Annotated in this window: 24 protein-coding genes, 1 tRNA gene and 1 other RNA gene; 8 read left to right on the top strand and 18 right to left on the bottom strand. The window is 73.5% G+C overall.

The features are described from left to right. Window positions 1–47: 47 nt before the first annotated feature. The 17 genes from rnpB to LIV55_RS16250 form a co-directional block, all read right to left on the bottom strand. An RNA gene (gene rnpB, locus LIV55_RS16330) (RNase P RNA component class A) lies at window positions 48–407 on the bottom strand. 164 nt (window positions 408–571) lie between these two features. Continuing rightward, window positions 572–2017, bottom strand: a complete 1446-nt coding sequence (locus LIV55_RS16325) for a ribonuclease catalytic domain-containing protein (protein WP_229300936.1) — start codon at window positions 2015–2017, stop codon at window positions 572–574. Window positions 2018–2042: 25 nt separating this feature from the next. Beyond that, window positions 2043–3269 (bottom strand): O-succinylhomoserine sulfhydrylase, encoded by a 1227-nt coding sequence (locus LIV55_RS16320; RefSeq protein ID WP_229300935.1) that lies wholly within the window; start codon window positions 3267–3269, stop codon window positions 2043–2045. A 3-nt stretch (window positions 3270–3272) separates the two neighbouring features. Beyond that, the gene (locus tag LIV55_RS16315) at window positions 3273–3686 is read right to left on the bottom strand and encodes a rhodanese-like domain-containing protein (protein ID WP_123090800.1); all 414 of its coding nucleotides are present in this window, start codon (window positions 3684–3686) and stop codon (window positions 3273–3275) included. Between the two features lie 44 nt (window positions 3687–3730). After that, on the bottom strand, window positions 3731–4294 hold the full coding sequence (locus LIV55_RS16310; protein WP_123090801.1) for a hypothetical protein: 564 nt from the start codon (window positions 4292–4294) through the stop codon (window positions 3731–3733). Then, entirely contained in the window at window positions 4294–5469 is a 1176-nt protein-coding gene (locus LIV55_RS16305) for a bifunctional RNase H/acid phosphatase (protein ID WP_229300934.1), read from the bottom strand. Before LIV55_RS16305 ends, LIV55_RS16310 begins: the two co-directional genes overlap by 1 nt. Continuing rightward, window positions 5469–6215, bottom strand: coding sequence for a zinc ribbon domain-containing protein (locus LIV55_RS16300; RefSeq protein ID WP_229300933.1), 747 nt, complete (start codon window positions 6213–6215; stop codon window positions 5469–5471). The genes LIV55_RS16305 and LIV55_RS16300 overlap by 1 nt, the downstream gene beginning before the upstream one ends. Continuing rightward, window positions 6212–7066 carry a Nif3-like dinuclear metal center hexameric protein gene (locus LIV55_RS16295; protein ID WP_229300932.1) on the bottom strand — a complete coding sequence of 285 codons (855 nt, stop codon included), beginning with the start codon at window positions 7064–7066 and terminating at the stop codon, window positions 6212–6214. The genes LIV55_RS16300 and LIV55_RS16295 overlap by 4 nt, the downstream gene beginning before the upstream one ends. A 1-nt stretch (window position 7067) precedes the next feature. After that, window positions 7068–7140: transfer RNA gene (locus LIV55_RS16290), tRNA-Val, on the bottom strand. A 66-nt stretch (window positions 7141–7206) separates the two neighbouring features. Further along, the gene (locus LIV55_RS16285; RefSeq protein WP_229300931.1) at window positions 7207–8178 is read right to left on the bottom strand and encodes an isopenicillin N synthase family dioxygenase; all 972 of its coding nucleotides are present in this window, start codon (window positions 8176–8178) and stop codon (window positions 7207–7209) included. A 41-nt stretch (window positions 8179–8219) separates the two neighbouring features. Beyond that, window positions 8220–8996 carry an FAD:protein FMN transferase gene (locus LIV55_RS16280; protein WP_229300930.1) on the bottom strand — a complete coding sequence of 259 codons (777 nt, stop codon included), beginning with the start codon at window positions 8994–8996 and terminating at the stop codon, window positions 8220–8222. Next, window positions 8993–9436 carry an FMN-binding protein gene (locus tag LIV55_RS16275; RefSeq protein WP_229300929.1) on the bottom strand — a complete coding sequence of 148 codons (444 nt, stop codon included), beginning with the start codon at window positions 9434–9436 and terminating at the stop codon, window positions 8993–8995. Before LIV55_RS16275 ends, LIV55_RS16280 begins: the two co-directional genes overlap by 4 nt. Window positions 9437–9479: 43 nt before the next feature. Continuing rightward, window positions 9480–10889, bottom strand: a complete 1410-nt coding sequence (locus LIV55_RS16270) for a ferredoxin reductase family protein (RefSeq protein ID WP_229300928.1) — start codon at window positions 10887–10889, stop codon at window positions 9480–9482. A 74-nt stretch (window positions 10890–10963) separates the two neighbouring features. Next, on the bottom strand, window positions 10964–11473 hold the full coding sequence (locus LIV55_RS16265) for a peroxiredoxin (protein WP_123090808.1): 510 nt from the start codon (window positions 11471–11473) through the stop codon (window positions 10964–10966). Next, the gene (locus LIV55_RS16260) at window positions 11470–11883 is read right to left on the bottom strand and encodes a DUF3052 domain-containing protein (protein ID WP_123090809.1); all 414 of its coding nucleotides are present in this window, start codon (window positions 11881–11883) and stop codon (window positions 11470–11472) included. The genes LIV55_RS16265 and LIV55_RS16260 overlap by 4 nt, the downstream gene beginning before the upstream one ends. 51 nt (window positions 11884–11934) lie before the next feature. Next, on the bottom strand, window positions 11935–13458 hold the full coding sequence (locus LIV55_RS16255; protein WP_229300927.1) for a PH domain-containing protein: 1524 nt from the start codon (window positions 13456–13458) through the stop codon (window positions 11935–11937). After that, window positions 13455–13955, bottom strand: a complete 501-nt coding sequence (locus LIV55_RS16250; protein WP_229300926.1) for a PH domain-containing protein — start codon at window positions 13953–13955, stop codon at window positions 13455–13457. Before LIV55_RS16250 ends, LIV55_RS16255 begins: the two co-directional genes overlap by 4 nt. 128 nt (window positions 13956–14083) lie before the next feature. Between LIV55_RS16250 and aceE the strand changes: the two genes are divergently transcribed. Further along, window positions 14084–16876 carry a pyruvate dehydrogenase (acetyl-transferring), homodimeric type gene (gene aceE, locus LIV55_RS16245; protein WP_068274082.1) on the top strand — a complete coding sequence of 931 codons (2793 nt, stop codon included), beginning with the start codon at window positions 14084–14086 and terminating at the stop codon, window positions 16874–16876. Window positions 16877–16961: 85 nt separating this feature from the next. Here the strand turns inward: aceE and LIV55_RS16240 are convergent, their stop codons facing one another. Further along, a complete protein-coding gene (locus LIV55_RS16240) occupies window positions 16962–18119 on the bottom strand; it encodes a glycerophosphodiester phosphodiesterase family protein (RefSeq protein WP_191564617.1) in 1158 nt (385 codons plus the stop codon). 127 nt (window positions 18120–18246) lie between these two features. Here LIV55_RS16240 and argG point away from each other — a divergent pair, with 127 nt between their 5' ends. The 7 genes from argG (at window position 18247) to LIV55_RS16205 (ending at window position 26282) form a co-directional block, all read left to right on the top strand. Next, window positions 18247–19671 (top strand): argininosuccinate synthase, encoded by a 1425-nt coding sequence (argG, locus tag LIV55_RS16235; RefSeq protein WP_068274080.1) that lies wholly within the window; start codon window positions 18247–18249, stop codon window positions 19669–19671. A gap of 87 nt (window positions 19672–19758) precedes the next feature. Further along, window positions 19759–20940: a PucR family transcriptional regulator gene (locus tag LIV55_RS16230; protein ID WP_229300925.1), complete on the top strand. Its 1182-nt coding sequence runs from the start codon at window positions 19759–19761 to the stop codon at window positions 20938–20940. 60 nt (window positions 20941–21000) lie between these two features. Further along, window positions 21001–22182 carry an acyltransferase domain-containing protein gene (locus LIV55_RS16225; RefSeq protein ID WP_068274077.1) on the top strand — a complete coding sequence of 394 codons (1182 nt, stop codon included), beginning with the start codon at window positions 21001–21003 and terminating at the stop codon, window positions 22180–22182. Further along, entirely contained in the window at window positions 22179–23198 is a 1020-nt protein-coding gene (locus LIV55_RS16220; RefSeq protein WP_224767002.1) for a beta-ketoacyl-ACP synthase III, read from the top strand. The genes LIV55_RS16225 and LIV55_RS16220 overlap by 4 nt, the downstream gene beginning before the upstream one ends. A 45-nt stretch (window positions 23199–23243) precedes the next feature. Then, window positions 23244–23492, top strand: coding sequence for an acyl carrier protein (locus LIV55_RS16215; RefSeq protein WP_068274070.1), 249 nt, complete (start codon window positions 23244–23246; stop codon window positions 23490–23492). Between the two features lie 103 nt (window positions 23493–23595). Then, window positions 23596–24837 (top strand): beta-ketoacyl-ACP synthase II, encoded by a 1242-nt coding sequence (gene fabF / locus LIV55_RS16210; RefSeq protein ID WP_123090817.1) that lies wholly within the window; start codon window positions 23596–23598, stop codon window positions 24835–24837. Continuing rightward, window positions 24837–26282 (top strand): acyl-CoA carboxylase subunit beta, encoded by a 1446-nt coding sequence (locus LIV55_RS16205; protein ID WP_229300924.1) that lies wholly within the window; start codon window positions 24837–24839, stop codon window positions 26280–26282. Before fabF ends, LIV55_RS16205 begins: the two co-directional genes overlap by 1 nt. The last annotated feature ends 233 nt before the right edge of the window (window positions 26283–26515 follow it).

Here is a 26515-nt window from a genome sequence, read left to right as displayed (position 1 = left end):
ACCTGTCCAGACTTCTGCGAGAGGCCAGGTGCGGCCGACCCCGAAGGGGGATGAGTCAGCCTGTAAGCCGGGTTCTGTCCACCGCCCCGAGGGGCGGATGGGCGGCCATCCATCTGGGGCCGTCGTCACCGACGACCTCGTCGCGTCCTACCCGTGCGCTCGGGCGGGCAGCCCTCGGGCGCGCACTGTCTGGACTTGCTCCAGGTGGGGTTTACCTAGCCGGACCGGTCACCCGGCCCGCTGGTGGTCTCTTACACCACCCTTTCACCCTTACCGGTGCGAGCACCGGCGGTCTTCTCTCTGTGGCACTGTCCCGCGGGTCACCCCGGGTGGCCGTTAGCCACCACCTCGCCCTGCGGAGCCCGGACTTTCCTCGACATCGCTGCCGCGGCCGCCCGGCTGACTCATCCGCGGGACAGCATACGGCTCCTGGCTGCTCCCCCTTCGCCACCGGTCACGACCTCGGGAAGGAACCTTCGACCTCGGGAAGGCAATGTCCCTTCCCGAGGTCGAGCTTTCCCGCCCCAGGGCGGGAAAGCTGGGACGACCGGGGAGGCGAAGGCGAAGGGGGTCAGACGACGACGAGGTCGACGGTGCCGGCAGCGACGTCGGCAGCGACGACCCGCACGGTCACCTGCGAGCCGAGCTCGGCGCGGCCGGAGGCCCGGGCGATCGCCGGGGGCTCGCTCAGCTGGAGCTCGACGCGCTCCTTGTCCTCGTCGACCTCGACGACGACGCCCGTGAGCTCCTCTCCCACCCGTCCGCGCAGCACGGCGGCCTCGACGGCGTCGGTGCTCGCGCGCTCGACGGCGCCGGCGAGGCGGTCAGAGGCCGCCATGACCTCCGGCAGCTGCGGGAGCGCGGCGCGGGCCCAGGCCGGCACCTCCTCGCCGGCGCTCACCGCGGCGCACACGGCGAGGCCGAAGCGGTCGACGAGCCGGCGCAGCGGCGCGGTGACGTGCGCGTAGGGCGCGGCGATGGCCGACTGCTCCGTGTGCTCGGGCAGCTCGCCGTCGAAGGCGGTGTACCCCGCCCCGCGGAAGAGCGATGTGGCCTCGTGGATGAGCGCGAGATGGCGCCCGTCCGTGCGGTCCAGCGAGCGCAGCATCTCGCCGTGGGGCACGTCGTCGCGCCACTGCACGCCGAGCGCCCGGGCGGCGGCGCGCAGACGACGCAGCGCGCGCTCGTCCGGCGGGGGCATCGTGCGCAGGATCCCGACCCGGGCGTCGAGCATGAGCCGGGCGGCGCACATGCCGGTCATCAGCGAGATCTGCGCGTTCCAGTCCTCGATGGCGAGGAGCGGGCGCAGCTGGAGGGTGTACGAGCCGTCCTCGGCGCGCTCCACCTCCTGCTCGGGCATGGGCAGGGTGGCCCCGCCGCGGGCCTGCTCGAGGGCGATCCGGAGCTCCCCCACCTCGCGCAGCAGGACGAGGCGCTCGTCGGGCTCGGCCGTCTCGAGCTGCTCCTGGGCGTGCTCGTAGTCGAGGCGGTCGGCCGAGCGGACCATCGCGGGGTAGAGCTCGACGGCGGTGACCTCGCCGGTCTCGTCGAGGCGCATGTCCCACAGGTAGGCCGGCGTGGCCTGACCGGGCAGCAGGCTGGCAGCCCCCTCGGAGAGCACCGGCGGGTGCAGCGGCACCCGCTCGTCCGGGGCGTAGATCGTCTGGCCCCGGCGCCGTGCCTCGGCGTCGATCGCGCCACCGGGCTCGACGAAGGAGACGAGGTGCGCGATCGCGTAGCGCACGCGGTAGCCCTGGCCCTCGCGCTCGAGGTGCATCGCCTGGTCGAGGTCCATCGAGCCGGGAGGGTCGATCGTCAGCAGCGGCAGCGCGGTCTCGTCGCGCCCGGGCAGAGACCGCGGCCGCTCCGCGACGCGCTGCGCCTCGGCGACCGCCTCGGGCGGGAAGTCCTCGGGCACCTCGAGCTCGGTGCGGATCGCCGCGAAGCGGGCCACGAGGTCGGGATCGGGCTCCCCCGTCGAGCGGTCGCGCAGGCCGAGGACGCGGTGGGTACCCATGTGGCTCACCCTAGGGCGGGTCCGCTCAGGTCAGCGTGCTGCGCAGTGCCTGGTCGAGGTCGGCCACGAGGTCGGCGCTCGCCTCTAGCCCGATCGAGACCCGCAGGGTCCCGTCGGTGATGCCGATCGCGGCGCGCGCCTCCTCCCCCATCCGGCGGTGCGTGGTCGTCGCGGGATGGGTGATGAGCGACTTGCTGTCGCCGAGGTTGTTGGAGATGTCGACGAGCCGCAGCGCGTCCATGACGGCGAAGGCGTCGTCCTTTCCCCCGCCGATCTCGAAGGTCACCACCGTGCCGCCCCCGCTCATCTGCCGGCGGGCGAGGTCGTGCTGGGGGTGCGAGGGCAGCCAGGGGTAGACGGTCGAGACGACACCGGGGTGCGCGTCGAGGTGCTCCGCGACGGCGAGGGCGGAGGCTGCCATCGCGCGCACCCGCAGGTCCATCGTCTCCAGGCCCTTGAGCAGCACCCAGGCGTTGAAGGGCGACAGGCTCGGGCCGGTGTGCCGCACGAGCTGCTCGACGGGCCCGTGGATGTACTCCTGCGGCCCGAGGATCGCGCCGCCGAGCACCCGGCCCTGCCCGTCGATGTGCTTCGTCGCCGAGTACACGACGACGTCGGCGCCGTGGTCGAGCGGGCGGGAGAAGACGGGGGTGCCGAAGACGTTGTCGACGACGACCTGGGCCCCCGCGGCGTGGGCGAGCTCGCACACGGCCTCGATGTCGACGAGCTCTTGCATCGGGTTGCTCGGCGTCTCGAAGAAGACGGCGGTCGTCGGCTGGGCCAGGGCCTCGCGCCACTGCTCGAGGTCGGGCCCGTCGACGAAGACGGTCTCGACGCCCCAGCGCGGGAGGATCTCGTCGAGGATGACGAAGCACGAGCCGAAGAGCCCACGAGAGGCGACGACCCGGTCACCGGCGCCGAGCAGCGCGCCCAGGGCGGTGAAGACCGCGCCCATGCCCGACCCGGTCGCGTAGCAGGCGGGGGCTCCCTCGAGGAGCCGCAGTCGCTCCTCGAACATCGCGACGGTCGGGTTGCCGTAGCGCGAGTAGACGAACTTGCTGCGCTCGCCGGAGAAGGCGGCCTCGGCCTCTCGGGCCGAGCCGTACACGAAGCCGGAGGTGAGGTACATCGCCTCGGCGGTCTCGTCGAAGGCGCTGCGGGCCTGACCACCGCGCACGGAGAGCGTGCGCGGGTCGAGACCGGCGGGGTCGAGGTAGGGCTGGGGGTTGCCGGGGCCGAGGTCGTGCGTCACGGGTCAGTCCTGGCGCCAGGGCAGCCCGGCGACCTTCCACCCGGCGAGGGTGCGGCGGCCGGCGTCGTCGACGCCGCCCTCGAAGCCGTCGAGGATGTTGTACGCCTCGTCCCACCCGGCAGCGGTGGCCTCGTCGGCCGCTGCCACGGAGCGCACCCCGGAGCGGCACAGGAAGTACACCGGCTGGTCGCGGCGCACGCCGAGCTGGTCGAGCTCGGCGACGAAGTCGGGGTTGCGCTCGCCCCCGGGGAAACGGGTCCACTCGACCGCGACGAGCGGGCGGCCGAGCTCGGCGAGGTCGGGCCGGCCGACGAAGGTCAGCTCGGCGCGGGTGCGCACGTCGACGAGGACGGCGTCGGGCTGGGAGCGCAGCGCCTCCCAGGTCTGCTCGGGCGTGACATCACCGGCGTAGGTCATGCGGCGCACCCTAGACCAGCCCCGCGGCGTCCCGCGGAGGCGTGTCAGCCCGCGGCGCGGGAGACGAGGAAGGCCGTGCCGAGGAAGCGCACGAGGCACCCGAGGGTGCCGAAGGTCGCGAAGCGGACGAGGCCGCTGCGACGCACACCGGCGGCCACCGTGATGACGGCGAAGGGAGGGATCCCGGTGAGCCCGGAGACGAAGACGACGAGCGGGCCGAGGACGGGGCGCTCCAGGGTGTCGATGGCCCGGCTCGTCCAGCGCGCGAGGACCCGCTTGACCACGGCCGTCCAGCCCTCGTCCGGGGGTCGCCCCTGCGGGTCGTCATCGGGCACGACACTCTGCCGTCGCGCACGACGCCGGGCGAAGAGGGCCATCCCGCGGTCGGCGGCGACGTAGTGGCTCACCTTGCCCACCATGAAGCCGGCGGTCATGAGCAGGATGTGCCAGTGCCAGGTCTCGGGGAAGACGAGCGGCAGCGCGAGGGCGTACACCTCGGCGTTGAGCGGCGGGATGAAGGCCGAGAGCAGCCCGAAGGCCACGGCCCCGACGAGCCCGGAGGTCTGCAGCCAGCCGGGGACGTCGCCGGCGCCGATGAGCTCGACCACTACGTGCGGTTGGTGAAGGCGACGACGGCCTCGCCGCCGGGCCAGGCCTCGACGGCGGTGAGCGAGCCCGGGGCGCCGGCGAGACGCCAGATCCGGTCGTGCGGGATGCCGAGCACGTGCGCGAGGACGACGAGGATCGGCTTGCGGTGGCACACGACGACGACGGTGCCCCCGCGGGCCACGACGGCCTCCCAGGCGGCGAGCACGCGCGTCGTCAGCTCCTCGTGGCTCTCCCCGCCGGGCGGGGCGAAGGCGGGGTCGTCGCGCAGCGCGGCGAAGCCCGCGGCGTCCGCGGCGACGAGCTCGCCGACCGAGGCGCCGTCCCACTCGCCGAAGGACTGCTCGTCCCAGTCCGCCACCTGCACCGGCGTGACGCCGAGCGCGTCGGCGACGTGCTCGGCGGTCTCACGGGCCCGCCGCAGCGAGGAGCTGATGACGACGCTCTCGGCGTCGCCGACGAGGGCGCGCACGCCCCGGGCGGCGGCCTGCGCCTGCTCGTGGCCCCTCGGCGCGAGCGCGGGGTCGGCCCCGCCGCGACCGTCGAGGCGGGCCTCGAGGGTGAAGTCGGTGACCCCGTGCCGCACGAGGACGACGCGGGTCGGCTCGCCCTCGCGCCGGGGCGGGCGCACGGGCAGCTGGTCGGTGTCCTTCGTCGGCTCGAGGTCCTCCGGGGACAGGCCGACCCCGGCGTCGGGCGCCTGCGCGCTCGCCGAGACGTCCTCGGACGCGACGCCGTCGTGCCAGTCGGCGACGTGGTCGCCGTCCATGCCCCGGTTCGACAGCGCGTCGGCGTCGCCGTTCTGCGCGCGCGGGATCCAGGTGAAGCGCACCGAGCCGCCGGCCTGCGTGATGTCGGCGAGCAGGTCACGGGCGGTCAGGGCGAGCGCACGCATGTCGGCGTGCTTGATCTTCCACCGCCCGCTCATCTGCTCGACGACGAGCTTGGAGTCCATCGCGACCTCGACGTCGGCCGAGGGGTCGATGCGCAGCACCGCCTCGAGCCCGGCGATCATCCCGCGGTACTCGGCGACGTTGTTCGAGGCCTTGCCCAGCGGGGCGGCGAGCTCGACGAGCAACGCGCCGGACGCGCGGTCCCGCACGAGCGCGCCGTACCCGGCCACGCCGGGGTTGCCGCGCGAGCCGCCGTCGGCCTCGACCCGGAGGCGCCGACCCATCAGGCGGGCAGACCGGACTCGTCGGTGCGCACGACGATGCGCCCGCACTCCTCGCAGCGCAGCACCTCGTCCTCCGGCGCCGCGGCCATGCGGTTGAGCTCGACGGGGTTGAGCTCGAGCTGGCAGCCACCGCATCGTCGAGCCCGCAGCGCGGCGGCCCCGAGGCCACCGCTCTGCGCCCGGACGCGGTCGTAGAGGGCGAGCAGCGGGTCGTCGATCTCGGCGAGGATCGACGCGCGCGGTGCGCTCACCTCGCGCTCCTGGGCGTCGAGGTCGGCCCGCGCGGCGGCGAGCTCGTCGGTGAGCCGGGCGACCTCGGCCTCCGCGGCGGGCACCTGGGCGGTCGCGTCGTCGAGACGTGCGCGGACCTCCTCGGCGCGCTCCATGACCTCGAGCTCGACGTCCTCGAGCGTGGCCTGGCGGCGGGCGAGGGACTCGAGCTCGTGCTGGAGGGCCTGGAGGTCCTTCGCGCTGCCCTGGCCGGACTCGAGCCGCGAGCGGTCCCGGGTCGCCCGGTCCCGGACGAGCTGGACGTCGCCCTCGGCCCGCGCGAGCTCGCGCTCGACGTCGCTCACCTGGGTCTGCGCCATGATGACGGCGTCCTGGACCTTCCCCAGACGGGCGTGCGCGGCCTCGAGCTCGGCCTGCTGGGGGATGCGGGCCCGGGCGTGCGCGATCTGCGAGAGGCGCGTGTCGAGCTGCTGCAGGTCGAGCAGCCGCAGCTGCACGGTGGGGTCGGCCTTCACTGGGGGGCTCCTTCGGGGCCGGTGGCACCGACCGTGAAGGTCCACGGGTCGGTGCGCAGGGTGCTGACGTGGGTCTCCACGGTAGTCGTGTCGTGGCCGTGCTCCTGCAGCACCCGCAGCAGGTCGCGCGTCGCGCGCTCCAGCCACAGCGACTCCGTCGCCCAGTGGCCGGCGTCGACGAGGTAGGGCGTGCCTCCCCGCGCCTCCTCGCGCGCCTCGAGGGCGGGGTGGTGGCGCAGGTCGGCGGTGACGTAGACGTCGGCCCCGCTCGCCCGGACCGCGTCGAAGAGCCCGTCACCGGATCCGCCGAGCAGCGCGACGCGGCGCACGGCCGCGTCGGGCGGCCCGGCGACCCGGACGCCCCCGGCGGCTGCGGGCAGGCGCCCCGCGAGGTCACCGGCGAAGGTCGCGAGGTCCACGGCGTCGTCGAGGTCGCCGACGAGACCGAGGGGCTGGCCCTCCTCGACCGAGAGCGGGCCCCATCGCGTGAGGCCGCACGCCTGCGCGAGCGCGGTGTTGACCCCGGGGTCGGCGACGTCGGCGTTCGTGTGCGCCACGTAGAGCGCGACGTCGCCGACGACGAGCGAGGTGACGCTCTCCCCCTTCGCCGTCGTCGTCGCGACGGAGTGGATGCCGCGCAGGAGGAGCGGGTGGTGGGTGAGCAGGAGGTCGGCGCCGAGCTCGCGGGCCTCGGCGATGACGGCGAGGGTCGGGTCGACGGCCGCGTGGACGCGGCGCACGGGCTGCGCGAGGTCACCGGTGACGAGACCCACCTGGTCCCAGGACTGGGCCCTCGAGCTCGGGTACAGCTGCTCGAGAGCGGCGACGACGTCGCCGAGGGTGATGCTCATGTGGGCCCGGCCGGGATCGAACCGACGACATCCACGGTGTAAACGTGGCGCTCTGCCAGCTGAGCTACAGGCCCCTGCCCACCCACGCGGTGCGGGGGACGGACGTCATTCTCGCAGGGCTGGCGCACCCCGCCGCGCACTCAGGAGCGCGCGTCCTCGATGAGGTTGATCTCGTAGAGCACGAGGTCGAGCGCGTCGGCCGCCGAGACCGGGCTGAAGCGCTGGGGCGTCTGCGGCGTGATCGTCGAGGCGACCGGGCTGAGCACGGTCCACGGGGTGGGGTGGCAGAACTGCACGACCGAGTATCGGTCGCCGCTCTGGCCCGGCGCCGCGACGACGCGGTGGATGCCCGGCTCGACGAGGCCGTTCGTCACGACCTCGAGCATGAGCCCGGTGTTGATGATCGCCCCGCCCTCGGGGGCGACGGCGTCGATCCACTCCCCCGTGTCCTTGAGCTTGACCTGCAGCCCGGAGGCCGTGGCACGGGGCAGCGCGGTGATGAGGTTGATGTCGGCGTGCTCGGCCGCCCACACGTGCGGCTGCTCGGGCGCGGACTCCATCGCCGGGTAGTGGATCGCGCGCGAGAGCGTCGGGCCGTCGACGAGCATCCGCTCGAAGTAGTCGGCGTGCGCGCCGATGCCGGTCGCGATGATCCTCAGGATCCGGCGCTGGAGGTCGGCGACCTCGTCGTGGAAGGTCGTGAGGGTCCGCGTGATGCCCGGCACGGCGGCCTCGGGGAGGACGGCGTCGTGGTAGCGGTGCGGGTAGCGGGTGCGAAGGGGGTGCCCGGCCGGGATGTCGCGGCCCCAGTTGAGCATCTCCTTCCAGTCCGCGACGTCGGCGCTGGCCGCGGTCTCGACGAGCAGCCCGGTGTAGCCGGTCTGGCCGTGCGTGCCGGGGGCGACGAAGCGGTCCTTGCTCTCCTGCTCCTGGGTGAAGAACTCCTCGAGCATCCCGTAGGCCTCGTCGACGAGGTCCTCGGACAGGTCGTGGCGCACGAACACGAAGCCGGTCTCCAGCGAGGTCATCATCCCCTCGACGACCGCCCGGGCGCGCTGCGCGTCCCCGGACTCGAAGGCTGCCAGGTCGACCTCGAGGATGTGCTCGCTCATGGCGGGGAGGCTACCGCGCCGCCCGACGCGCGGCGTACCGCTCAGCCGAGCACGACGAGCTCGTACCCCGGTGCGCGACGCGGCAGCAGGGCGGAGACGGCGACGGGGTCGACGTAGGCGGCCGTCGCCCACACGTCCGCCCACAGCAGGTCCGGCCCGACGACGCTCGCCGACCCGGCCGGCGAGATCGCCGTCCCCGACCTCGGGTCGTAGACGTGGGCCCCCCGGGCCGCCGCACCGGACGTCGCCACCGCGCCGCGGGCCACCTCGACGACCCGGGCCACCCGGGTGCGGTCGGCCGGGTCCTCGATGCCCACCCGCCACGGCGGGACCGGACCGGCGAGGCCGGTGCCCGTGCCGGCGACGACGTCGCCACCGGCGTCGACGAGGTGCTGCACCCCGGGGACGAGACGCAGCTGCTCGGAGGCGGTGGCGACGGCCCACCCCTTGACCAGGCCCGTCGGATCGAAGACCCGGCCCCCTCCCGGAGCCGGCGCCCGGGCGCTGAAGAGACCGTCCGTGACGTCCTCTGCCCGCGCGCAGAGGTCGGCCACCTCGGCGAGCCACGGGTGGGCCTCGTCGAGGCCGATCTCACCGCGCCGCACCCGCACGAGGTCGGAGTCGTCCCGGTAGGTCGAGAAGACCCGGTCGACGCGGCGCAGCCGGGCGTAGACCTGCTCGACGTGCGGGGCGGCGCCGTCGAGCAGGTGCACGGGCCCGCGCACGGCCACCGACACGGGCATGCCCATGACCTCCTCGACCCACGAGCGACGAGCCTGTCCCGGCGGGGCCCACGGCCGCACCGGCGTGGCGGTCACAGCCCGGCCTCGTCGAGGGCCGACTGCAGGGATCCCGTGTACCCCTGCCAGGTCACCGTCGCCCCGGAGACGGCGTCGATGTCCGCGCTCTGGGCGGTGACGGTCTCGGACTCGTAGACGGGGACGGCGTAGCCGTTGATCTGCTCGTCACGCGGGTTGCCGGTGGGCACCTGGACGGCGTCGGCGGAGGTGACCCGCCCGCCGGAGACGGTGATCTGCACCTGGACCGGCCCCCACTGCGTGCTCATGACGTCTCCGGTGTACGTCGTGCCTGCCCCGCTCGACCCCGCGGAGCCGGTCGTGGCGCCCGCGGCCGGGGCGGCCCCGGCCACCGCCGGCGAGCTGATGTGGGTGGCCGCCCGGCCGGTCGACGTCGAGTAGGACAGCAGGACGAGCAGCGCGCCGAGCGTGCTCGCGGACCAGATGACGATGCGTCGCATCTCGCTCCTTCGTGGTGGGTGGTCGGGCCGCACGTGCGGGGCTCTACAGCTCGAAGCTCTCGCGGTGGACCGCGTCGTCGGGCACGCCGAGGGCGCGCAGCGCCGCGACGACGGCGTCGGTCCACCCCGGCGCCCCGCACAGGTAGACCTCGCGCGACGCGACGTCGGGCACGAGGTGGGCGATGGCCGCTGCGTCGTCGAGAGAGGTCGCCCCGAGCGGCAGCCAGCTGCCGGGCGCGCGACGACCGGCGAGGGTCACGTAGCGCGCGCCGACGGCCTCCGCGGTCCGTGCGCTCTGCGCGACGAGCGCGTCGTGCGGGGTGCGCACGCGGTGCACGAGGACGGCGTCCTCGACGTCGTCGCCGAGGTCGCCGAGCAGCGAGCGCAGCGGTGCGACGCCGACGCCCGACCCCATGAGGAGCACCCGCGGGCGGGTCCTGACGCCGTCGTGCAGACGGCCGTAGGGGCCCTCGAGGAGCACCCGGGCACCGGGCCGCAGGTCCGCGACCGCGGCCGACCCGTCGCCGACGTGGGCGACCGTGACCTCGAGGGTGTCGCGACCGGGGGCGGCCGACAACGAGTACGGGTGCGCGCGGGTCCACCCCGGCGCACCGAGGAAGCGCCACTGGAAGAACTGACCGCCCCGTGCCTGCAGCGCCGCGACGCCGGGGCCGCCGACGCGCACCGTCGTGGCGCCCGGGCCGGCCGGGACGACGTCGACGACACGAAGGGGGGCCCGCAGCGAGCGGTGCAGCGGCACGGCGACCCGCCACAGGAGCACGGCACCGGCCGTCGCTCCCCACAGCCCCCACCACACGACCGTCGCGAGCCGGGACCCGAGGAGGTCCGCGCCCGTCCACAGCTGGTGCGGCAGGACCAGGCCCGCCCCGAGGTAGCCGTAGAGGTGCAGCAGGTGCCACGACTCCCGGCGCAGCCGGCGCCGGGCGCGGGCGAGGGAGGTCACGACGACGAGGCAGAGGGCCGCGGTGCCGGCGAGCGCCAGCAGCATGCCCGGGTAGTCGAGGACGAGGTCGGCGAGCGTGCCGAGCAGACCCAGCGGGGAGCGCGCGGCGTAGCCGGCGCTGATGAGGACGACGTGCACCCACAGCAGGACGAAGGAGGAGAAGCCGACGACGCGGTGCGCCCGGGCGAGCGCGTCCTGCCCCCACGCCCGCTCGACGACGGGCACCCGCGCCATGAGCACGACCTGGAGCAGGAGCAGCGCCGAGGCGACGAGGCCGGTGAGCCGGCCGAGGGAGACGAGGGCGCCGCCGAGGTCGCCGAGCTCGCGCAGACCGCCGCCGTACGCCCAGAGGGCGCACACGGCGACGACGACCCCCCAGGCCGCCGTCGCGGTCGCAGCACGCCACCAGCGCGGCGGGCCGGACCGCCGGGCCGCAGGTGCGGGCACGGGCAGAGGGGGTGCCGGGACGGGCAGGGTCGGTGCGCTCACCTCACCGAGGGTCGACGCGGACCCTGTGGCCCGGCTGTGCTCCCCCTTCGCCGCCCGTGTGGGTCTGCGTCAGGTCAGACGCGGTCGAGCGCGGCGACCTCCGCGCGCACCCGGGCGAAGTCGCGACGCTGGCCCTGCTCGTTGACGCCGGACCACACGACGCGGCCGTCCCGGCCGACGAGGAAGGTGCCGCGCACCGCCATGCCGGCCTTCTCGTCGAGGACGCCGTAGCTGCGGGCGACCTCGCCGTGGGGCCAGAAGTCGGAGAGCAGCGGGAAGAAGTAGCCCTGCTGGTCGGCCCACGCGCGCAGGCTGAACATCGGGTCGCACGAGATGGCGAGCACCTCGCTCGTGGAGGTGACGAAGGAGCCGAGGTCGTCGCGGATCTCGCTCAGCTCACCCGTGCAGATGCCGGAGAAGGCGAAGGGGTAGAAGACGAGCAGGACGTTCTTCTCGCCGGCGAACTGCGACAGGCGCACGCTCGCGCCGTTCTGGTCGCGCAGGGCGAGATCCGGGGCGAGGTCGCCGACCGCCGGCGGGCGGGCGCTCCTCGTGGGTGCGGGGACGGGCTGGTGCCGCCTCATCGCCCGCCCTTGGGCGACACGAGCCGGGTCGCCACCCAGTCCGGGCCGCACTTCGTCGTGCCCGAGGTGTGCAGACCGGCCGTGCTCGCGGCCTCCTCGATCTCCGTCGCGTCGACCTCGTCGGGTCGCCCGGAGGTGGGGGTGACGAGCACGATGCTGCCGCCCTCCTCGAGGGTGCCCAGCGTGTCGACGAGCGCGTCGGTGAGGTCGCCGTCGGAGTCACGCCACCACATGAGGACGTGGTCGACCACACCCGTGTAGTCCTCGTCCTCCAGCTCTCCCCCGACGACCTCGACGACCGAGGCCCGGAAGCCCTCGTCGATGTCCTCGTCCCAGCCGAACTCCTGGATCACCTGGTCGTGCTCCAGACCAAGCCGGCTCACGGCGCTCGTGGCGCTCTCCCCGCTCACCTCGTACCACCTCTCGTGCTTCGCGTGATGTCTGTCATCAAGTCCACCCAATCACGACCCGGATGGCAAGGGTCGGCTAGGGGCGCTGGGAGTTGGCCCGGCGCGCCGAGCGCGGGAGCGCGCGCGCATCTCCTCGGCCACCTCCTGCGCGTCCCGGGCGGCGAGGTGCTGGGCGAGCGGGCGGACCGCCCCGACGGTCGAGACGAGCCGCACGTCGGCCAGCCCGAGCCGGCGCGCGAGCGGGCCCTGCGAGACCTCGACGGACTGGATGCGCCCCCAGGGCACGACGGTGACGACGCGGGCGAGCCGCCCGCTGCGCACGACGGCGACCTCGTCGGCGAGCAGGACGCCCCGCCGCCGCCAGGCCCACGGGTCGAGCAGCCGGGCCGAGGGCGGGCAGCCGACGGCCTGCGGCGGCAGGCCGTCGCGCATCACCGACCGCGCCGGGGTCGTGTCCATCGTCGTCGAGAGCACGCCGAGCAGGCCCTCGGCCTCGGCTCGGCTCGCGGCGGGCACGATGACGCCCTCCTCGACGACGGTGTCGCCGCCGACCTTGACCCCGGCGATGTTGACGGCCACCGACCACCAGTCGGGGCGACGCCACAGCAGCGGCTGGGTGAGCTCGACCGCCTGCACGCGGTGCAGCGGCACGGTCGACGTCGCGAGCTCGGTGAGCCCGTGCTGCGAGGCGAGGGTGCGACCGCTCACCCGCATCGTGAGGTTGCCCCAGGTCAGCAGGCGCCGGACCTTGCCGACGACGTAGAGCAGGAGCGGCACGACGAAACCGGTGACCGCGACCTGCCCGAAGAGCGCCCCGACGCCCAGGCCGAGGACGACGAGCACGGTGATGACGAGGGTGTCGAGCGTGAGCACGGTCGAGGCGAGAAGCCGGCCGAAGGGCATCGAGACGACCGGGGGCGGCGGGGGTCCCGCCGGCGAAGGGGGACCCGCCGGCGACGGGGGACCCGCCGCGGGTGAGGGGGCGAGCCCGTCGGGCGAGACCTCCGTGCTCTCGTCCCGGGCGTCCCCGTCGTCCCCCGCGCCGACCGGGTCGGCGCCGGCGCGCTCGGCCAGCCCGAGGAGCTGGTCGCGCAGCACGGCGGCGGAGCGCCGGTCGAGGTAGGCGAGCGACATGTGCGAGTCTCCGCCGCCCGCGGACTCGACCCGCACCTCCGCGAGCCCGACGAGCCGGGCGAGGAGGGGCTGGGTCGTGCTCACGGCCTGGATCTGCGCGTACCGGGCCTGGCGGTGACGGCGGAAGAGGACGCCCTGGGTGAGCTCGATGGTGCTCGGGCCGAGCCGGTAGCGGGTGAACCACCACGACGCCGCGGCCACGGCGACGACGCCGAGGACGACGAGGGCGACCGCGGCGACGGCCAGCAGAGGGTGCTCACCCGCCGACGCCTCCCACCCGCCGTCGGGTCCCCCTTCGCCCCGGCCGGTGATCCCGCCGAGGAGGTCCTCGACGAGCTGGCTGGCGAGGTAGCCGACGACGGCGAGCAGGAGCAGCCCGCCGCGCAGCAGCGGGGAGAGGGGGTGGAAGCGCTGCCAGCCCGGCTCGGGCGGGGCGCTCACAGCCCCGCCCGGCGGCTCTCGCCCAGCGAGCTGAGGCTCTCGCGCAGCCGGTGGGCGACCGGCTCGGGCAGGCCGGGGATCGACCCGGCGCTCTGGGGGTTGGCGGTGTGCACCTCGACCTCGGCGAGACCGGCACGACGCAGCAGCGGGCCCGCCTCGACGTCGACGTACTGGATGCGGCCGTAGGGGATCGTCACGAGGGTGCGGACAATCCGCCCCTTGCGGATCACCAGCTCGTCGGGCAGCTCGGCATAGCTCATCGCGCTCACCTGGCGGCCGACGAGCCACCACGCCCAGGCCCACAGCAGGAGCAGCACGACGGCCGGGACGGCAGCCCACCGCCACACCGTCGCGGCGACGACGACCGCGGCGAGCGTCAGGGGGGCGAGGACGACCGAGGTGGCGACCCGACGCACCCCTGCCAGGCCCGGGTCGACCCGCGCCCAGCGCACCGCTCCGTCGTCGTAGAGGTCCAGGGCGGGCGGCTGCTCCGTCATGCGCTCATCCAACCACCACCCCGGAATGTGACCGTGGCCACCTCGGGTGGGAGACTGGTCCCAGCAACCCACCGCGTGGTGGGCCCGGTGCAGCACCCTGCACCCCCGTGCACCGAAAGGACGCAGACGTGACCGTCCCTGACGACCGGCCCGACGACGGCCCGATCCTCAACGGCATCCCCACCCACCTGCCGGACATCGACCCCGACGAGACCCAGGAGTGGGTCGAGTCGCTCGAGGCCCTCGTCGACCAGGCCGGCCGCCGCCGAGCCCGCTACGTGATGCTGCGCCTGCTCGAGCGCGCCCGGGCGATGAACGTCGGCGTCCCGTCGCTGACGACGACCGACTACGTCAACACCATCCGTCCCGAGCACGAGCCCTGGTACCCCGGCGACGAGGAGGTCGAGCGGCGCTACCGCTCGTGGATCCGCTGGAACGCCGCGGTGCAGGTGCACCGCGCGCAGCGCCCCGAGATCTCTGTCGGCGGTCACATCTCGACGTACGCCTCCGCGGCGACCCTCTACGAGGTGGGCTTCAACCACTTCTGGCGCGGCAAGGACCACCCCGGCGGCGGCGACCACATCTTCTTCCAGGGCCACGCCTCCCCCGGCATGTACGCCCGCGCCTTCCTCGAGGGCCGGCTGTCCGAGGACCAGATGGACGGCTTCCGCCAGGAGAAGAGCCACGAGGTCGACGGCAAGCCCTTCGGGCTGCCGAGCTACCCGCACCCGCGCCTCATGCCCGACTTCTGGGAGTTCCCGACCGTCTCGATGGGCCTGGGCCCGATGGACGCGATCTACCAGGCGCAGTTCAACAAGTACCTGCACAACCGGGGCATCAAGGACACGAGCGAGCAGCACGTGTGGGCCTTCCTCGGCGACGGCGAGATGGACGAGGCCGAGAGCCGGGGGCTGCTGCAGACCGCGGCGACCGACGAGCTCGACAACCTCACCTTCGTCATCAACTGCAACCTCCAGCGCCTCGACGGGCCGGTGCGCGGCAACGGCAAGATCATCCAGGAGCTCGAGGCCTTCTTCCGCGGCGCCGGGTGGAACGTCATCAAGGTCGTGTGGGGCCGCGGGTGGGACCCGCTGCTCGCCGCCGACCACGACGGCGCCCTGGTCAACCTCATGAACCAGACGCCGGACGGCGACTACCAGACCTACCGCGCGAACGACGGCCGGTACGTCCGCGAGCACTTCTTCGACCGCGACCCCCGCACCCGCAAGATGGTGCAGGACTGGAGCGACGAGGACGTGTGGTGGAAGCTCAAGCGCGGCGGCCACGACTACAACAAGGTCTTCGCGGCCTACAAGGCGGCGACCGAGCACACCGGCCAGCCGACCGTCATCCTCGTCAAGACCATCAAGGGCTACGGCCTGGGCACGCACTTCGCCGCCCGCAACGCCACGCACCAGATGAAGAAGCTCACGCTCGACGACCTCAAGGGTCTGCGCGACGGGCTGAAGATCCCGATCAGCGACGAGGTCCTCGAGGCCGACCCGAAGGCGCCGCCGTACTACCACCCGGGGACCGACGACGAGGCCGTGCGCTACATGCTCGAGCGCCGCGAGAAGCTCGGCGGCTCGCTGCCCTCGCGCCGGGTGAAGTACAAGGACCTCACCCTGCCCGGCGACGACGCCTACAAGCAGATGGCCAAGGGCTCGGGCAAGCAGGAGGTCGCCACGACGATGGCGTGGGTGCGTCTCGTCAAGGACCTCATGCGCGAGAAGGACTTCGGCGACCGCGTCGTGCCGATCATCCCGGACGAGGCCCGCACCTTCGGGATGGACTCCTTCTTCCCGACGAAGAAGATCTACAACCCGCACGGCCAGAACTACACCTCGGTCGACGCCGACCTCATGCTCGCCTACAAGGAGTCCGAGCAGGGTCAGATCATCCACACCGGCATCAACGAGGCCGGCTCGGTCGCGGCCTTCATCGCCGCCGGCTCGAGCTACGCCACCCACGGCCAGCCGATGATCCCGCTGTACATCTTCTACTCGATGTTCGGCTTCCAGCGCACCGGTGACGGCATCTGGGCGGCCGCCGACCAGATGACGCGAGGCTTCCTCCTCGGGGCCACCGCCGGTCGCACGACGCTCACGGGCGAGGGCCTGCAGCACGCCGACGGGCACTCGCAGATCCTCGCGGCGACCAACCCCGCCGTCGTCACGTGGGACCCCGCCTTCGGCTTCGAGATCGGGCACATCATGCGCCGCGGCCTCGAGACGATGTACGGCGGCGACGCCCCGCAGGACGACCCGTCGCGCAACAAGATCTACTACCTCACCCTCTACAACGAGCCGTACGTGCAGCCGGCCGAGCCGGAGGGCGTCGACGTCGACGGCCTGCTCAAGGGCATGTACCTCTACAAGAAGGGCGACGCCGAGGGTCTGGGCGACACCCCGCCGCGCTGCCAGCTGCTCGGCAGCGGTGTCGGCATGCCGTGGGTCCTCGAGGCCCAGGAGCTGCTGCGCAAGGACTGGGGCGTCGTCGCCGACGCGTGGTCGGTGACGTCGTGGACCGAGCTGCGCCGTGAGGCGATGGACTGCGACGAGCAGGCCTTCCTCCACCCGGAGCAGGAGAAGCGCACGCCGTACATCACGACGGCCCTCGAGCCGGCGGTCGGCCCGGTCGTCGCGGTCTCGGACTACATGAAGCAGGTCCAGGACCAGATCCGTCCCTGGGTCCCCGAGGAGTTCTCGGCGCTCGGCACGGACGGCTTCGGCTTCTCCGACACCCGCGCCGCGGCCCGTCGCTTCTTCCACGTCGACGGCCCGTCCGTCGCGGTCCGGGCGCTGCAGATGCTCGCCGCCCGCGGCTGGGTGGACGCCTCGGTCCCCGAGGAGGCGGCGAAGAAGTACCAGCTGCTCGACGTGCGGGCCGGCACCTCCGGCAACGCCGGGGGCGACGCCTGAGCGCACCCCGCTCGCCCGCGAGGGCGACGCACGAGGCCCCCGCCACGCACCTGCGTGGCGGGGGCCTCGTGGGTCCGGGGCGGGCTCAGCCGCGCTCGTGGAGCATCTCGGTGCGGGCCTGCACGCACACGTCGGGCTGGTCGCAGAAGATGCCGTCGACGTCGGTCTCGAGGAAGGCCCGGGCCTCGTCGATCGCGCGGCCGAAGTGCGAGGGGTCGCTGCCGACCCGGTAGTCGGTCGGCAGGAAGGAGTTCTCCGCCCGGAAGGTCCACGGCATGACCGTGAGCCCGACCGCGTGGGCGTCGCGCACGAAGGTCGTCGGCGTCCCCAGGGAGCCGTCTGCTCGGCGCGGGATGACCTGGGACTTCTCCGGGCCGTAGCCGTCGATCCAGCGGGAGAGGTCCTTCATCGCCGCCGGCGTCGTCAGCTGGGCGTAGGTGGTCCCCCGCCCGCTGAGGTCGAAGGGGCCCCCCTTCGCCGTCGTGAGGAAGGTCGTGCGCGCCCGGAAGCCGTGCTGCTCGCGCAGGTCCTTCAGGGCGGTGAGCTCGAAGGACTGGACCCACAGCGGTGCTCGGCGGTGGTCGAGGTGGTGCTTGCGGGCCAGGCGGGCCACCTCGCGCTCGGGGTCGAAGCCCTCCGCGTGGAGGTAGGTCGAGTGCTTGATCTCGGGGATGACGCCGATGACCCGGCCGGTGCGCCGCGAGAGCTCCTCGCGCTGGCGCAGCACCTCCTCGAAGGTCGGCACCTCGAAGCGGCCGTCGTACATCGCCGACTCCTCGCGCAGCTCGCCGAGGCGCTCGGTCGCGCGCAGCGTCTTCAGCTCGGCGAGGGTGAAGTCGTCGACGAACCACCCGGTCGTGCGCACCCCGTCGAGCAGCTTCGTCGTGCGCCGGTCGGCGAACTCGGGGCGCTGCGCGACGTCGGTCGTGCCGCCGATCTCGGGCTCGTGACGGTCGACGAGCACGCCGTCCCTCGTCATGACGAGGTCGGGCTCGATGTAGTCCGCGCCCTGGCCGACGGCCAGCTCGTAGGCGGCGAGGGTGTGCTCGGGGCGGTAGCCCGACGCGCCGCGGTGGGCCACGACGAGCGGGCGGATCATGTCCTTCTCGCGCAGACCGGGGCCGCCGGTGACGCTCTGGGTCTGGGTGTCGAGGGCGGGGGCCGGCGCGGAGACGGCGGCGGCCGCGGGGGCGGCGAGAGCCGCGGCCGCGAGCACGCCGGTGGCGATCTTCGTGGGGGTCATGGCGGCGACGCTAGGGACGCCCGGCCAGCAGGCCGCGACGCGCAGGTGGCGCGCCGGTGACGATCAGATGAGGTCGCGGGGACGGACCGGCGCGCGGTGCGCGCGCGGGAGGTCCTACGCTGACCTCGTGTCCAAGGTCCTCACCTCTCTGCCAGTCAACGAACGCGTCGGGATCGCCTTCTCGGGTGGTCTCGACACATCTGTCGCCGTCGCGTGGATGCGCGAGAAGGGCGCGGTCCCGTGCACGTACACGGCCGACCTCGGCCAGTACGACGAGGACGACATCGAGACGATCCCCGGCCGCGCCGGGCAGTACGGCGCCGAGATCAGCCGGCTCGTCGACTGCAAGGGCCCCCTCGTCGAGGAGGGTCTCGCCGCGATCGCGACCGGTGCCTTCCACATCCGCTCGGGCGGCCGCACGTACTTCAACACCACCCCGCTCGGGCGCGCCGTCACCGGCACGATGCTCGTGCGCGCGATGGCGCAGGACGGCGTGTCGATCTGGGGCGACGGCTCGACCTTCAAGGGCAACGACATCGAGCGCTTCTACCGCTACGGCCTCATGGCGAACCCCGCGCTGCGGGTCTACAAGCCGTGGCTCGACGCCGACTTCGTCACCGAGCTCGGCGGGCGCCAGGAGATGAGCGAGTGGCTCACCGCGCGTGACCTGCCCTACCGCGCGAGCGCCGAGAAGGCGTACAGCACGGACGCGAACATCTGGGGCGCGACCCACGAGGCGAAGACCCTCGAGCACCTCGACGAGTCCATCGAGATCGTCGAGCCGATCATGGGCGTGCGCTTCTGGGACCCCGAGGTCGCCATCGAGACCGAGGACGTCACCGTGCGCTTCGAGCGCGGCCGTCCCGTGGCGATCAACGGCACCCGCTACGACGACCCGGTGGCCCTCGTCCACGAGGCCAACACCATCGGCGGTCGCCACGGCCTGGGCATGTCGGACCAGATCGAGAACCGGATCATCGAGGCGAAGTCGCGCGGCATCTACGAGGCCCCCGCGATGGCGCTGCTCCACATCACCTACGAGCGCCTCGTCGCCGCGATCCACAACGAGGACACCGTCGAGGCGTACCACACGCAGGGCCGCCGCCTCGGGCGCCTCATGTACGAGGGCCGCTGGTTCGACCCCCAGGCGCTCATGCTGCGCGAGTCGATCGAGCGCTGGGTCGCCTCGCTCGTCACCGGCGAGGTCACCCTGCGGCTGCGCCGGGGCGACGACTGGAGCATCGTGTCGACGGCGGGCGAGAACTTCAGCTACCACCCCGACAAGCTGTCGATGGAGCGCACCGAGAACGCCGCCTTCGGCCCGGTCGACCGCATCGGCCAGCTGACGATGCGCAACCTCGACATCGCCGACAGCCGCGCGAAGCTCGAGATCTACGCCGGCCAGGACCAGCTCGGCGGCGGGTACGCCGACCTCATGGGCGAGCTCGAGCCCGGTGGCGCCGAGCAGATCGCCTCCAACCCGGCGGCCGCGGCTGTCGACGACGAGGACGACGCGCTCGACCGCGCCGCCATGGAGTTCGGCACCGACTGACCTCGCACCTCTGCACGCACCCGGCCCCGTCGTCCTCGACGGGGCCGGTTGTCGTCCGCCCACAAAGACAGCCCCTAGAGTGCGCTCGTGCCCACCGCGTCTCCCGTCCCCTCGCGCGCCCAGGCCGCCGTGCGCCGGCGGGCCGGCGAGCTCGCGACCGCGGCGACGAGACAGCTCGAGGAGAGCCACTCCTGGTACGCCGACCTCAGCGCCCAGGAGCGCGCCTGGGTGGCCCAGGTCGCCCAGGCGGGCATCGCCGACTTCGTCGCGTGGCTGGCCGCCGGCACGCACGGCGGGACGGCCCGACCAGGCGCGATCTTCGCCTCCGCACCACGCGAGCTGACCCGCTCGATCACCCTCGCCCAGACCCTGTCGTTGCTCCGCGAGGTCGTCCGCGTCGTCGAGTCACGGGTCGAGAGCGTCGTGCGCGCCGAGGACGTCGTCGTCGTGCGCGAGGCGATCCTGCGCTACAGCAGCGAGGTCGCCTTCGGCGCCGCCCTCGTCTACGCCGAGGCGGCCGAGCAGCGCGGTGCGTGGGACGCGCGGCTCGAGGCGCTCGTCCTCGACGCGGTCCTGCGCGGCGAGGTCGACGAGTCGATCCGCTCGCAGGCCTCGGCCCTCGGATGGACCGCGACGACCGGGGTGGTCGTCGTCGTCGGCCGTGCCCCGGCGCCCGACGAGAGCGGGATCGAAGGGGTCCTGTCCCACCTGCACCGGGCGGCCGCCCGCCGTCATCTCGCCGTCATCGCCGGGGTCCAGGGACGCCGGCTCGTCGCGGTGCTCGGCCAGGTCGAGGACGTCACCGCCGAGGTGAGCGCGCTCGCCGACTGCTTCGGCGACGGCCCGCTCGTGCACGGACTCGTCGTCGACGACCTCGTCGAGGGCGCGCTGTCGGCCGCCGCCGCGATGGCCGGCTACGACGCGTCCGGCGGCTGGCCGGCCTGCCCTCGCCCGTGCCCCGCCTCGGACCTGCTGCCCGAGCGGGCCCTCGTCGGCGACGAGTGGGCGCGCCACGAGCTCGTGACGACCGTGTGGGAGCCGTTGCGCGCGCAGCCGGCGCTGCTGCGCACCGCCGAGATCCACCTCGACACGAAGGGGGGCCTCGAGGGCACCGCGCGCGCCCTCTTCGTCCACGTCAACACGGTGCGCTACCGCCTGGGCAAGATCACCGACGCCACGGGCTATGACCTCGCTGAGCCGCACGACGCCTTCACCGTGCGCACTGCCCTGACGATCGGCCGGTTGTTGGAGGTAACCTCCAACAACTGACTGATTTTGCTGTGCCCGTCGCCGTCGCGTCGACGGCCCGATCATCGCGAAGGTGGAGACGTGCTTGCGATCACCTGCCCCGGTCAGGGCTCCCAGACCCCCGGTTTCCTCGCCCCCTGGCTCGAGCTCCCCGGGATGCGCGACCGCCTCCACTGGCTGTCCACCGTCGCCGGTCTCGACCTCGAGCAGCACGGCACCGTCTCCGACGAGGCGACGATCAAGGACACGGCCGTCGCCCAGCCCCTCATCGTCGCCGCGGGCCTGCTCGGCATGCTCGGCCTCTTCCAGCACCCGGCCGACGGCTTCCGCGTCGTCGGCGTCGGCGCGGGTCACTCCGTCGGCGAGCTCACGGCCGCTGCCGCGGCGGGCGTCATCAGCGCCGAGCAGGCGATGGTCCTCGTCGCCCAGCGCGGCCGCGCGATGGCCGCCGCCTCGGCGCAGACCCCGACCGGCATGAGCGCGGTCGTCGGCGGCGACGAGAGCGAGGTGCTCGCCGCGATCGAGCGCCACGGTCTCACCCCCGCCAACGTCAACGGCGCCGGCCAGGTCGTCGCGGCCGGTGCGCTCGACGCGCTCGCCGCCCTGGCCGACGACGCCCCCGCGAAGGCCCGGGTCATCCCGCTCTCGGTCGCCGGCGCCTTCCACACCGACTACATGTCGCCCGCCGTCGAGACCCTCTCGCGCCTCTCGCGCGCCGTCTCCACCCACGACGCACGCGTCCCGCTGCTGTCGAACTCCGACGGCACCGTCGTCGGCTCCGGCAGCGAGGTGCTGCGGCGCATCGTGCGTCAGGTCTCCTCGCCGGTGCGCTGGGACCTGTGCATGGACACGATGCGCGACCTCGGCGTGACCGGGATCATCGAGGTGCCGCCAGCCGGCGCCCTCACAGGTCTGGCCAAGCGTGGCCTCAAGGGCGTCGAGACGCTCGCGCTGCGCACCCCGGACGACCTCGAGGCGGCCCACCGCATGGTGCGCGAGCACGGCGAGGAGCGCACCGCGTCCGACCCGGCCTGGCGCCTCGTCGTCGCCCCGGTCAAGGGCACCGTCGCCGTCGAGCCGCACGGCCCCGGCGACTCCCTGAGCCCGGGCGACCTCGTCGCCCGCGTCTCCTCCCTTCGCGACACCCACCAGGTCATCTCGGCCTACGGCGGCCAGGTCGTCGAGTGGCTCGTCGAGGAGGGCGACCCCGTCTCCCCCGGCCAGCCGCTGCTGCGCCTGCACCCGACGGGAGAGCTCGCATGAGCAGCATGGTGACCCTCAGCCCCGGCCTGGGCACGACGCCGGGCGGCTACCACTCGCGGATCTCGGGCATCGGCGGGTACCGCCCCGAGCGGGTCGTGCCCAACAGCGAGATCGTCGAGCGGATCGACTCCAGCGACGAGTGGATCCGCCAGCGCTCCGGCATCGAGGCCCGCCACCGCGCGGCCCCGGAGGAGACCGTCGTCGACATGGCCGAGCAGGCCGCGCGCGCCGCGATCGCGCACGCCGGGCTCGAGGTCGACCAGGTCGACGCGGTCCTCGTCGCGACGGTGACCCACCCCTACCAGACGCCCGCCGCGGCGCCCGAGCTCGCGCACCGCCTGGGCCTGACGTGCATGGCCATCGACCTCAGCGCCGCGTGCGCCGGGTACTGCTACGGCATCGGCCTGGCCTCGGACATGGTGCGCTCGGGCTCGGCCCAGAACGTCCTCGTCCTCGGCGTCGAGAAGCTCTCGGACTTCACCGACTACGACGACCGCACCATCGCCTTCATCTTCGGCGACGGCGCCGGCGCCGCGGTCGTCTCCCGCTCCGAGACGCCGGGCATCAGCCCCACCGTCTGGGGCAGCGACGGCGAGCAGAAGGCCGTCATCGCCCAGGACGAGTCGTGGATGGAGGTCCGGGCCAACCCGGACCTGCAGTTCCCCTCGATCAAGATGCAGGGCCAGAGCGTCTTCCGCTGGGCCGTGTGGACGATCGCGAAGAAGGCCCAGGAGACCCTCGACGCGGCCGGGCTCACCGTCGCCGACGTGGACGTCTTCGTGCCGCACCAGGCGAACATGCGGATCATCGACTCGCTGGCCAAGACCCTCGGCCTGCCCGAGTCGGTCGTCATCGCCGACGACATCCGCACGACGGCCAACACCTCGGCCGCCTCCGTGCCGCTCGCGATGAGCAAGCTCGTCGAGTCCGGCCAGATCCGCAGCGGCGACGTCGTCCTGCAGATCGCCTTCGGCGCCGGCCTGGCCTACGCCGGCCAGGTCGTCATCGCCCCCTGACCACCCGCACCACCAGCACCACCCACACAGAAGAAGGAGACACGCATGGCCTACACCGACCAGGAGATCCTCGAGGGCCTCGCCGAGGTCGTCGCCGAGGAGACCGGCATCGACGCTGCCGAGGTCACCGCCGACAAGAGCTTCACCGACGACCTCGACGTGGACTCGCTGTCGATGATGACCATCGCGGTCACCGCGGAGGAGAAGTTCGGGGTGAAGATCCCCGACGAGGAGGTCAAGAACCTCAAGACCGTCGGCGACGCCGTCACCTACATCAAGACCAACCAGGGCTGATCGCCCGCACCACCGCGCTGCCACGCGGCGCCGGTCGTCACCACGACCGGTGCCGCGCGGCCGCCGGGCCCACCCCCTTCGCCGACCCCACCACGGAGAACTCATGACTTCACCCACCGTCGTCGTCACCGGTCTCGGGGCGACCACCCCGCTCGGCGGGGACGTCACCTCCACCTGGGAGGCCGCGCTCGCGGGGACCCCCGGCGCCCGGCCCCTCACCCAGGAGTGGGTGAGCGAGCACGAGCTGCCCGTCACCTTCGCCGCCAGCCTCACCACCCCGGTGGCCGAGGTGCTCAAGAAGGTCGAGACCAAGCGGCTTGACCCCTTCGCCCAGTACGCGCTCGTCGCCGCCCGTGAGGCCTGGCAGCACGCCGGCGCCCCCGAGGTCGAGCCCGAGCGGCTCGGCGTCGCCGTCGGCAGCGGCATCGGCGGGGTGCAGACCCTCATCACCGCGTGGGACACCCTCGGCTCGAAGGGGGCCCGTCGGGTCTACCCGCTGTCGATCCCCATGCTCATGCCCAACAGCGCCTCCGGCACGATCTCGCTCGAGCTCGGTGCCCGCGCGGGCGCCCACACCCTCGTCTCGGCCTGCAGCTCCGGCGCGGAGTCGATCGGCTACGGCCTGCAGATGATCCGCGACGGCAAGGCCGACGTCGTCGTCTGCGGCGGCTCCGAGGCCGCGATCCACCCGCTGCCCATCGCCGGCTTCGCCGCGATGCAGGCGCTGTCGACCCGCAACGACGACCCGGCGACCGCCTCGCGCCCCTACGACACGACGCGCGACGGCTTCGTCCTCGGCGAGGGCGCCGCGATCATGGTCCTCGAGTCCGAGGAGCACGCGAAGGCCCGCGGCGCGACGATCTACGCGACGCTCGCCGGCTTCGGCGTGAGCGCCGACGCCCACCACATGGCTGCCCCCGAGCCCGAGGGCGCCGGTGCCAGCCGCGCGATGGCCGACGCCGTGACCGACGCCGGGGCCACCCCCGCCGACGTCGTCCACATCAACGCCCACGCGACGTCGACGCCCGTCGGCGACGTCGCCGAGGTGGCCGCGATCCGTCGCGCCTTCGGCGACGAGGCCGACCACATGGCCGTGAGCGGCACGAAGTCGATGACCGGTCACCTCCTGGGTGCGGCCGGCTCGCTCGAGGCGATCTTCTCCGCGCTCGCGGTCTACCACCGGGTCGCTCCCCCGACGATCAACATCACCGATCTCGACCCGGCCGTCACGCTCGACGTCGTGCGCGACGAGCCCCGTCCGCTCGGCGACGGCCAGATCATCGCGCTCAACAACTCCTTCGGCTTCGGCGGTCACAACGTCGCGCTCGCCTTCGGGAGCATCTGATGGCGCGCCAGCCCAGCGCCGCGAGCGCTGCCGTGAGCAAGGCCGGCAAGCCCGACCGCCTGCAGGACCCGCGTCACCCGGAGAAGCGCCTGCGGGCCTTCCTCGACGAGGGCTCGGTCGAGCTCCTCGGGCCCGACGACGGCTCCGGCATGATGGCCGCGCGCGGCACGGTCGACGGCCAGCAGGTCATCACCTTCGTCTCCGACGCGACGATCATGGGCGGCGCGATGGGTGTCGACGGCTGCCGCGTCGTCGTCGACGCCTACGAGCTCGCCCTCGCCGAGCAGCTGCCGATCATCGGCCTGTGGCACAGCGGCGGCGCCCGTCTGCCCGAGGGCGTCGTCTCGCTGCACGCCGTCGGCCTGATCTTCGCGATCATGACCCGCGCGAGCGGCAAGATCCCCCAGATCTCCATCGTCATCGGCGCGGCTGCCGGCGGCGCCGCGTACGGCCCCGCGCTCACCGACGTCGTCATCCTCGCCCCCGAGGGCCGGATCTTCGTCACCGGGCCCGACGTCGTGCGCTCCGTCACCGGCGAGGCCGTCGACGCGCTGCGCCTCGGTGGGCCCGAGCCGCACGGGCGTCGCTCCGGCGTCGTCCACGTCCTCGCGAGCTCCGTCGACGACGCCTTCGCCCGGGGCCGCGCCATCGCGCGCCTCATGGACCCGGCGACGCAGGGCGACTTCGACGTCGACGGCGTCGAGGACCGCGACCTCGCGGCCTCGCTGCCCGAGTCGGCCAAGCGCGCCTACGACGTGCACTCCCTCGTCGACGACCTCCTCGACGAGGGCACGACGGAGGAGCTCCACGCGCGGTGGGCGCCGAACATCGTCACCGCGCTCGGCCGTCTCGGCGGTCGCAGCGTCGGCGTCATCGCCAACAACCCGATGCGCCTGGGCGGCTGCCTCGACTCCGCCTCGGCGGAGAAGTCGGCCCGCTTCGTGCGGATGTGCGACGCCTTCGGCATCCCGCTCGTCGTCCTCGTCGACGTGCCGGGCTACCTGCCCGGTGTCGGCCAGGAGTGGGACGGCGTCGTACGACGCGGGGCGAAGCTGCTCCACGCCTTCGCCGAGGCGGTCGTCCCACGCGTCACCGTCGTCACCCGCAAGACCTTCGGCGGTGCCTACATCGCGATGAACTCGCGCTCGCTCGGCGCGACGAAGGTCTACGCCTGGCCCGACGCGCACGTGGCGGTCATGGGCTCGGTCGCGGCCATCCGGATCCTGCACCGCCGGCGCCTGGCCGAGGTCGACGACTCCGAGCGCGCCGCCGTCGAGGAGCAGCTCGCCGCTGAGCACGACCGCCTCTCCGGTGGTCTGCCGCGGGCGGTCGAGATCGGCGTCGTCGACGAGATCGTCGAGCCGACGGGGACCCGCTCCGCGGTCGTCGCCACCCTCGCCGCCGCCCCCGCGGCCCGTGGGCAGCACACGAACATCCCGCTCTGAGGCCTCAGCTTTCCCGCCCAGGGCGGGAAAGCTCGACCTCGGGAAAGAACATTTCCTTCCCGAGGTCGAAGGTCCTTGCCCGAGGTGACTGGGACGGGTGACTCAGGGCATGGCGAAGGGGTGCGCCGCGGGGAGGATCCGCGGCGCCCCCCGTCGTCAGGGGTGGGTGGGGGTGGGCCGCCCATGGGGCGCCCCCGCACCGGCGCGCCCACGCCCGCGGGGGGGGAGGGGGC

It is taken from the genome of Janibacter melonis (genome assembly GCF_020567375.1).
Lineage (GTDB): Bacteria > Actinomycetota > Actinomycetes > Actinomycetales > Dermatophilaceae > Marihabitans > Marihabitans melonis.
This window is presented reverse-complemented; position numbering and strand designations above follow the sequence as displayed.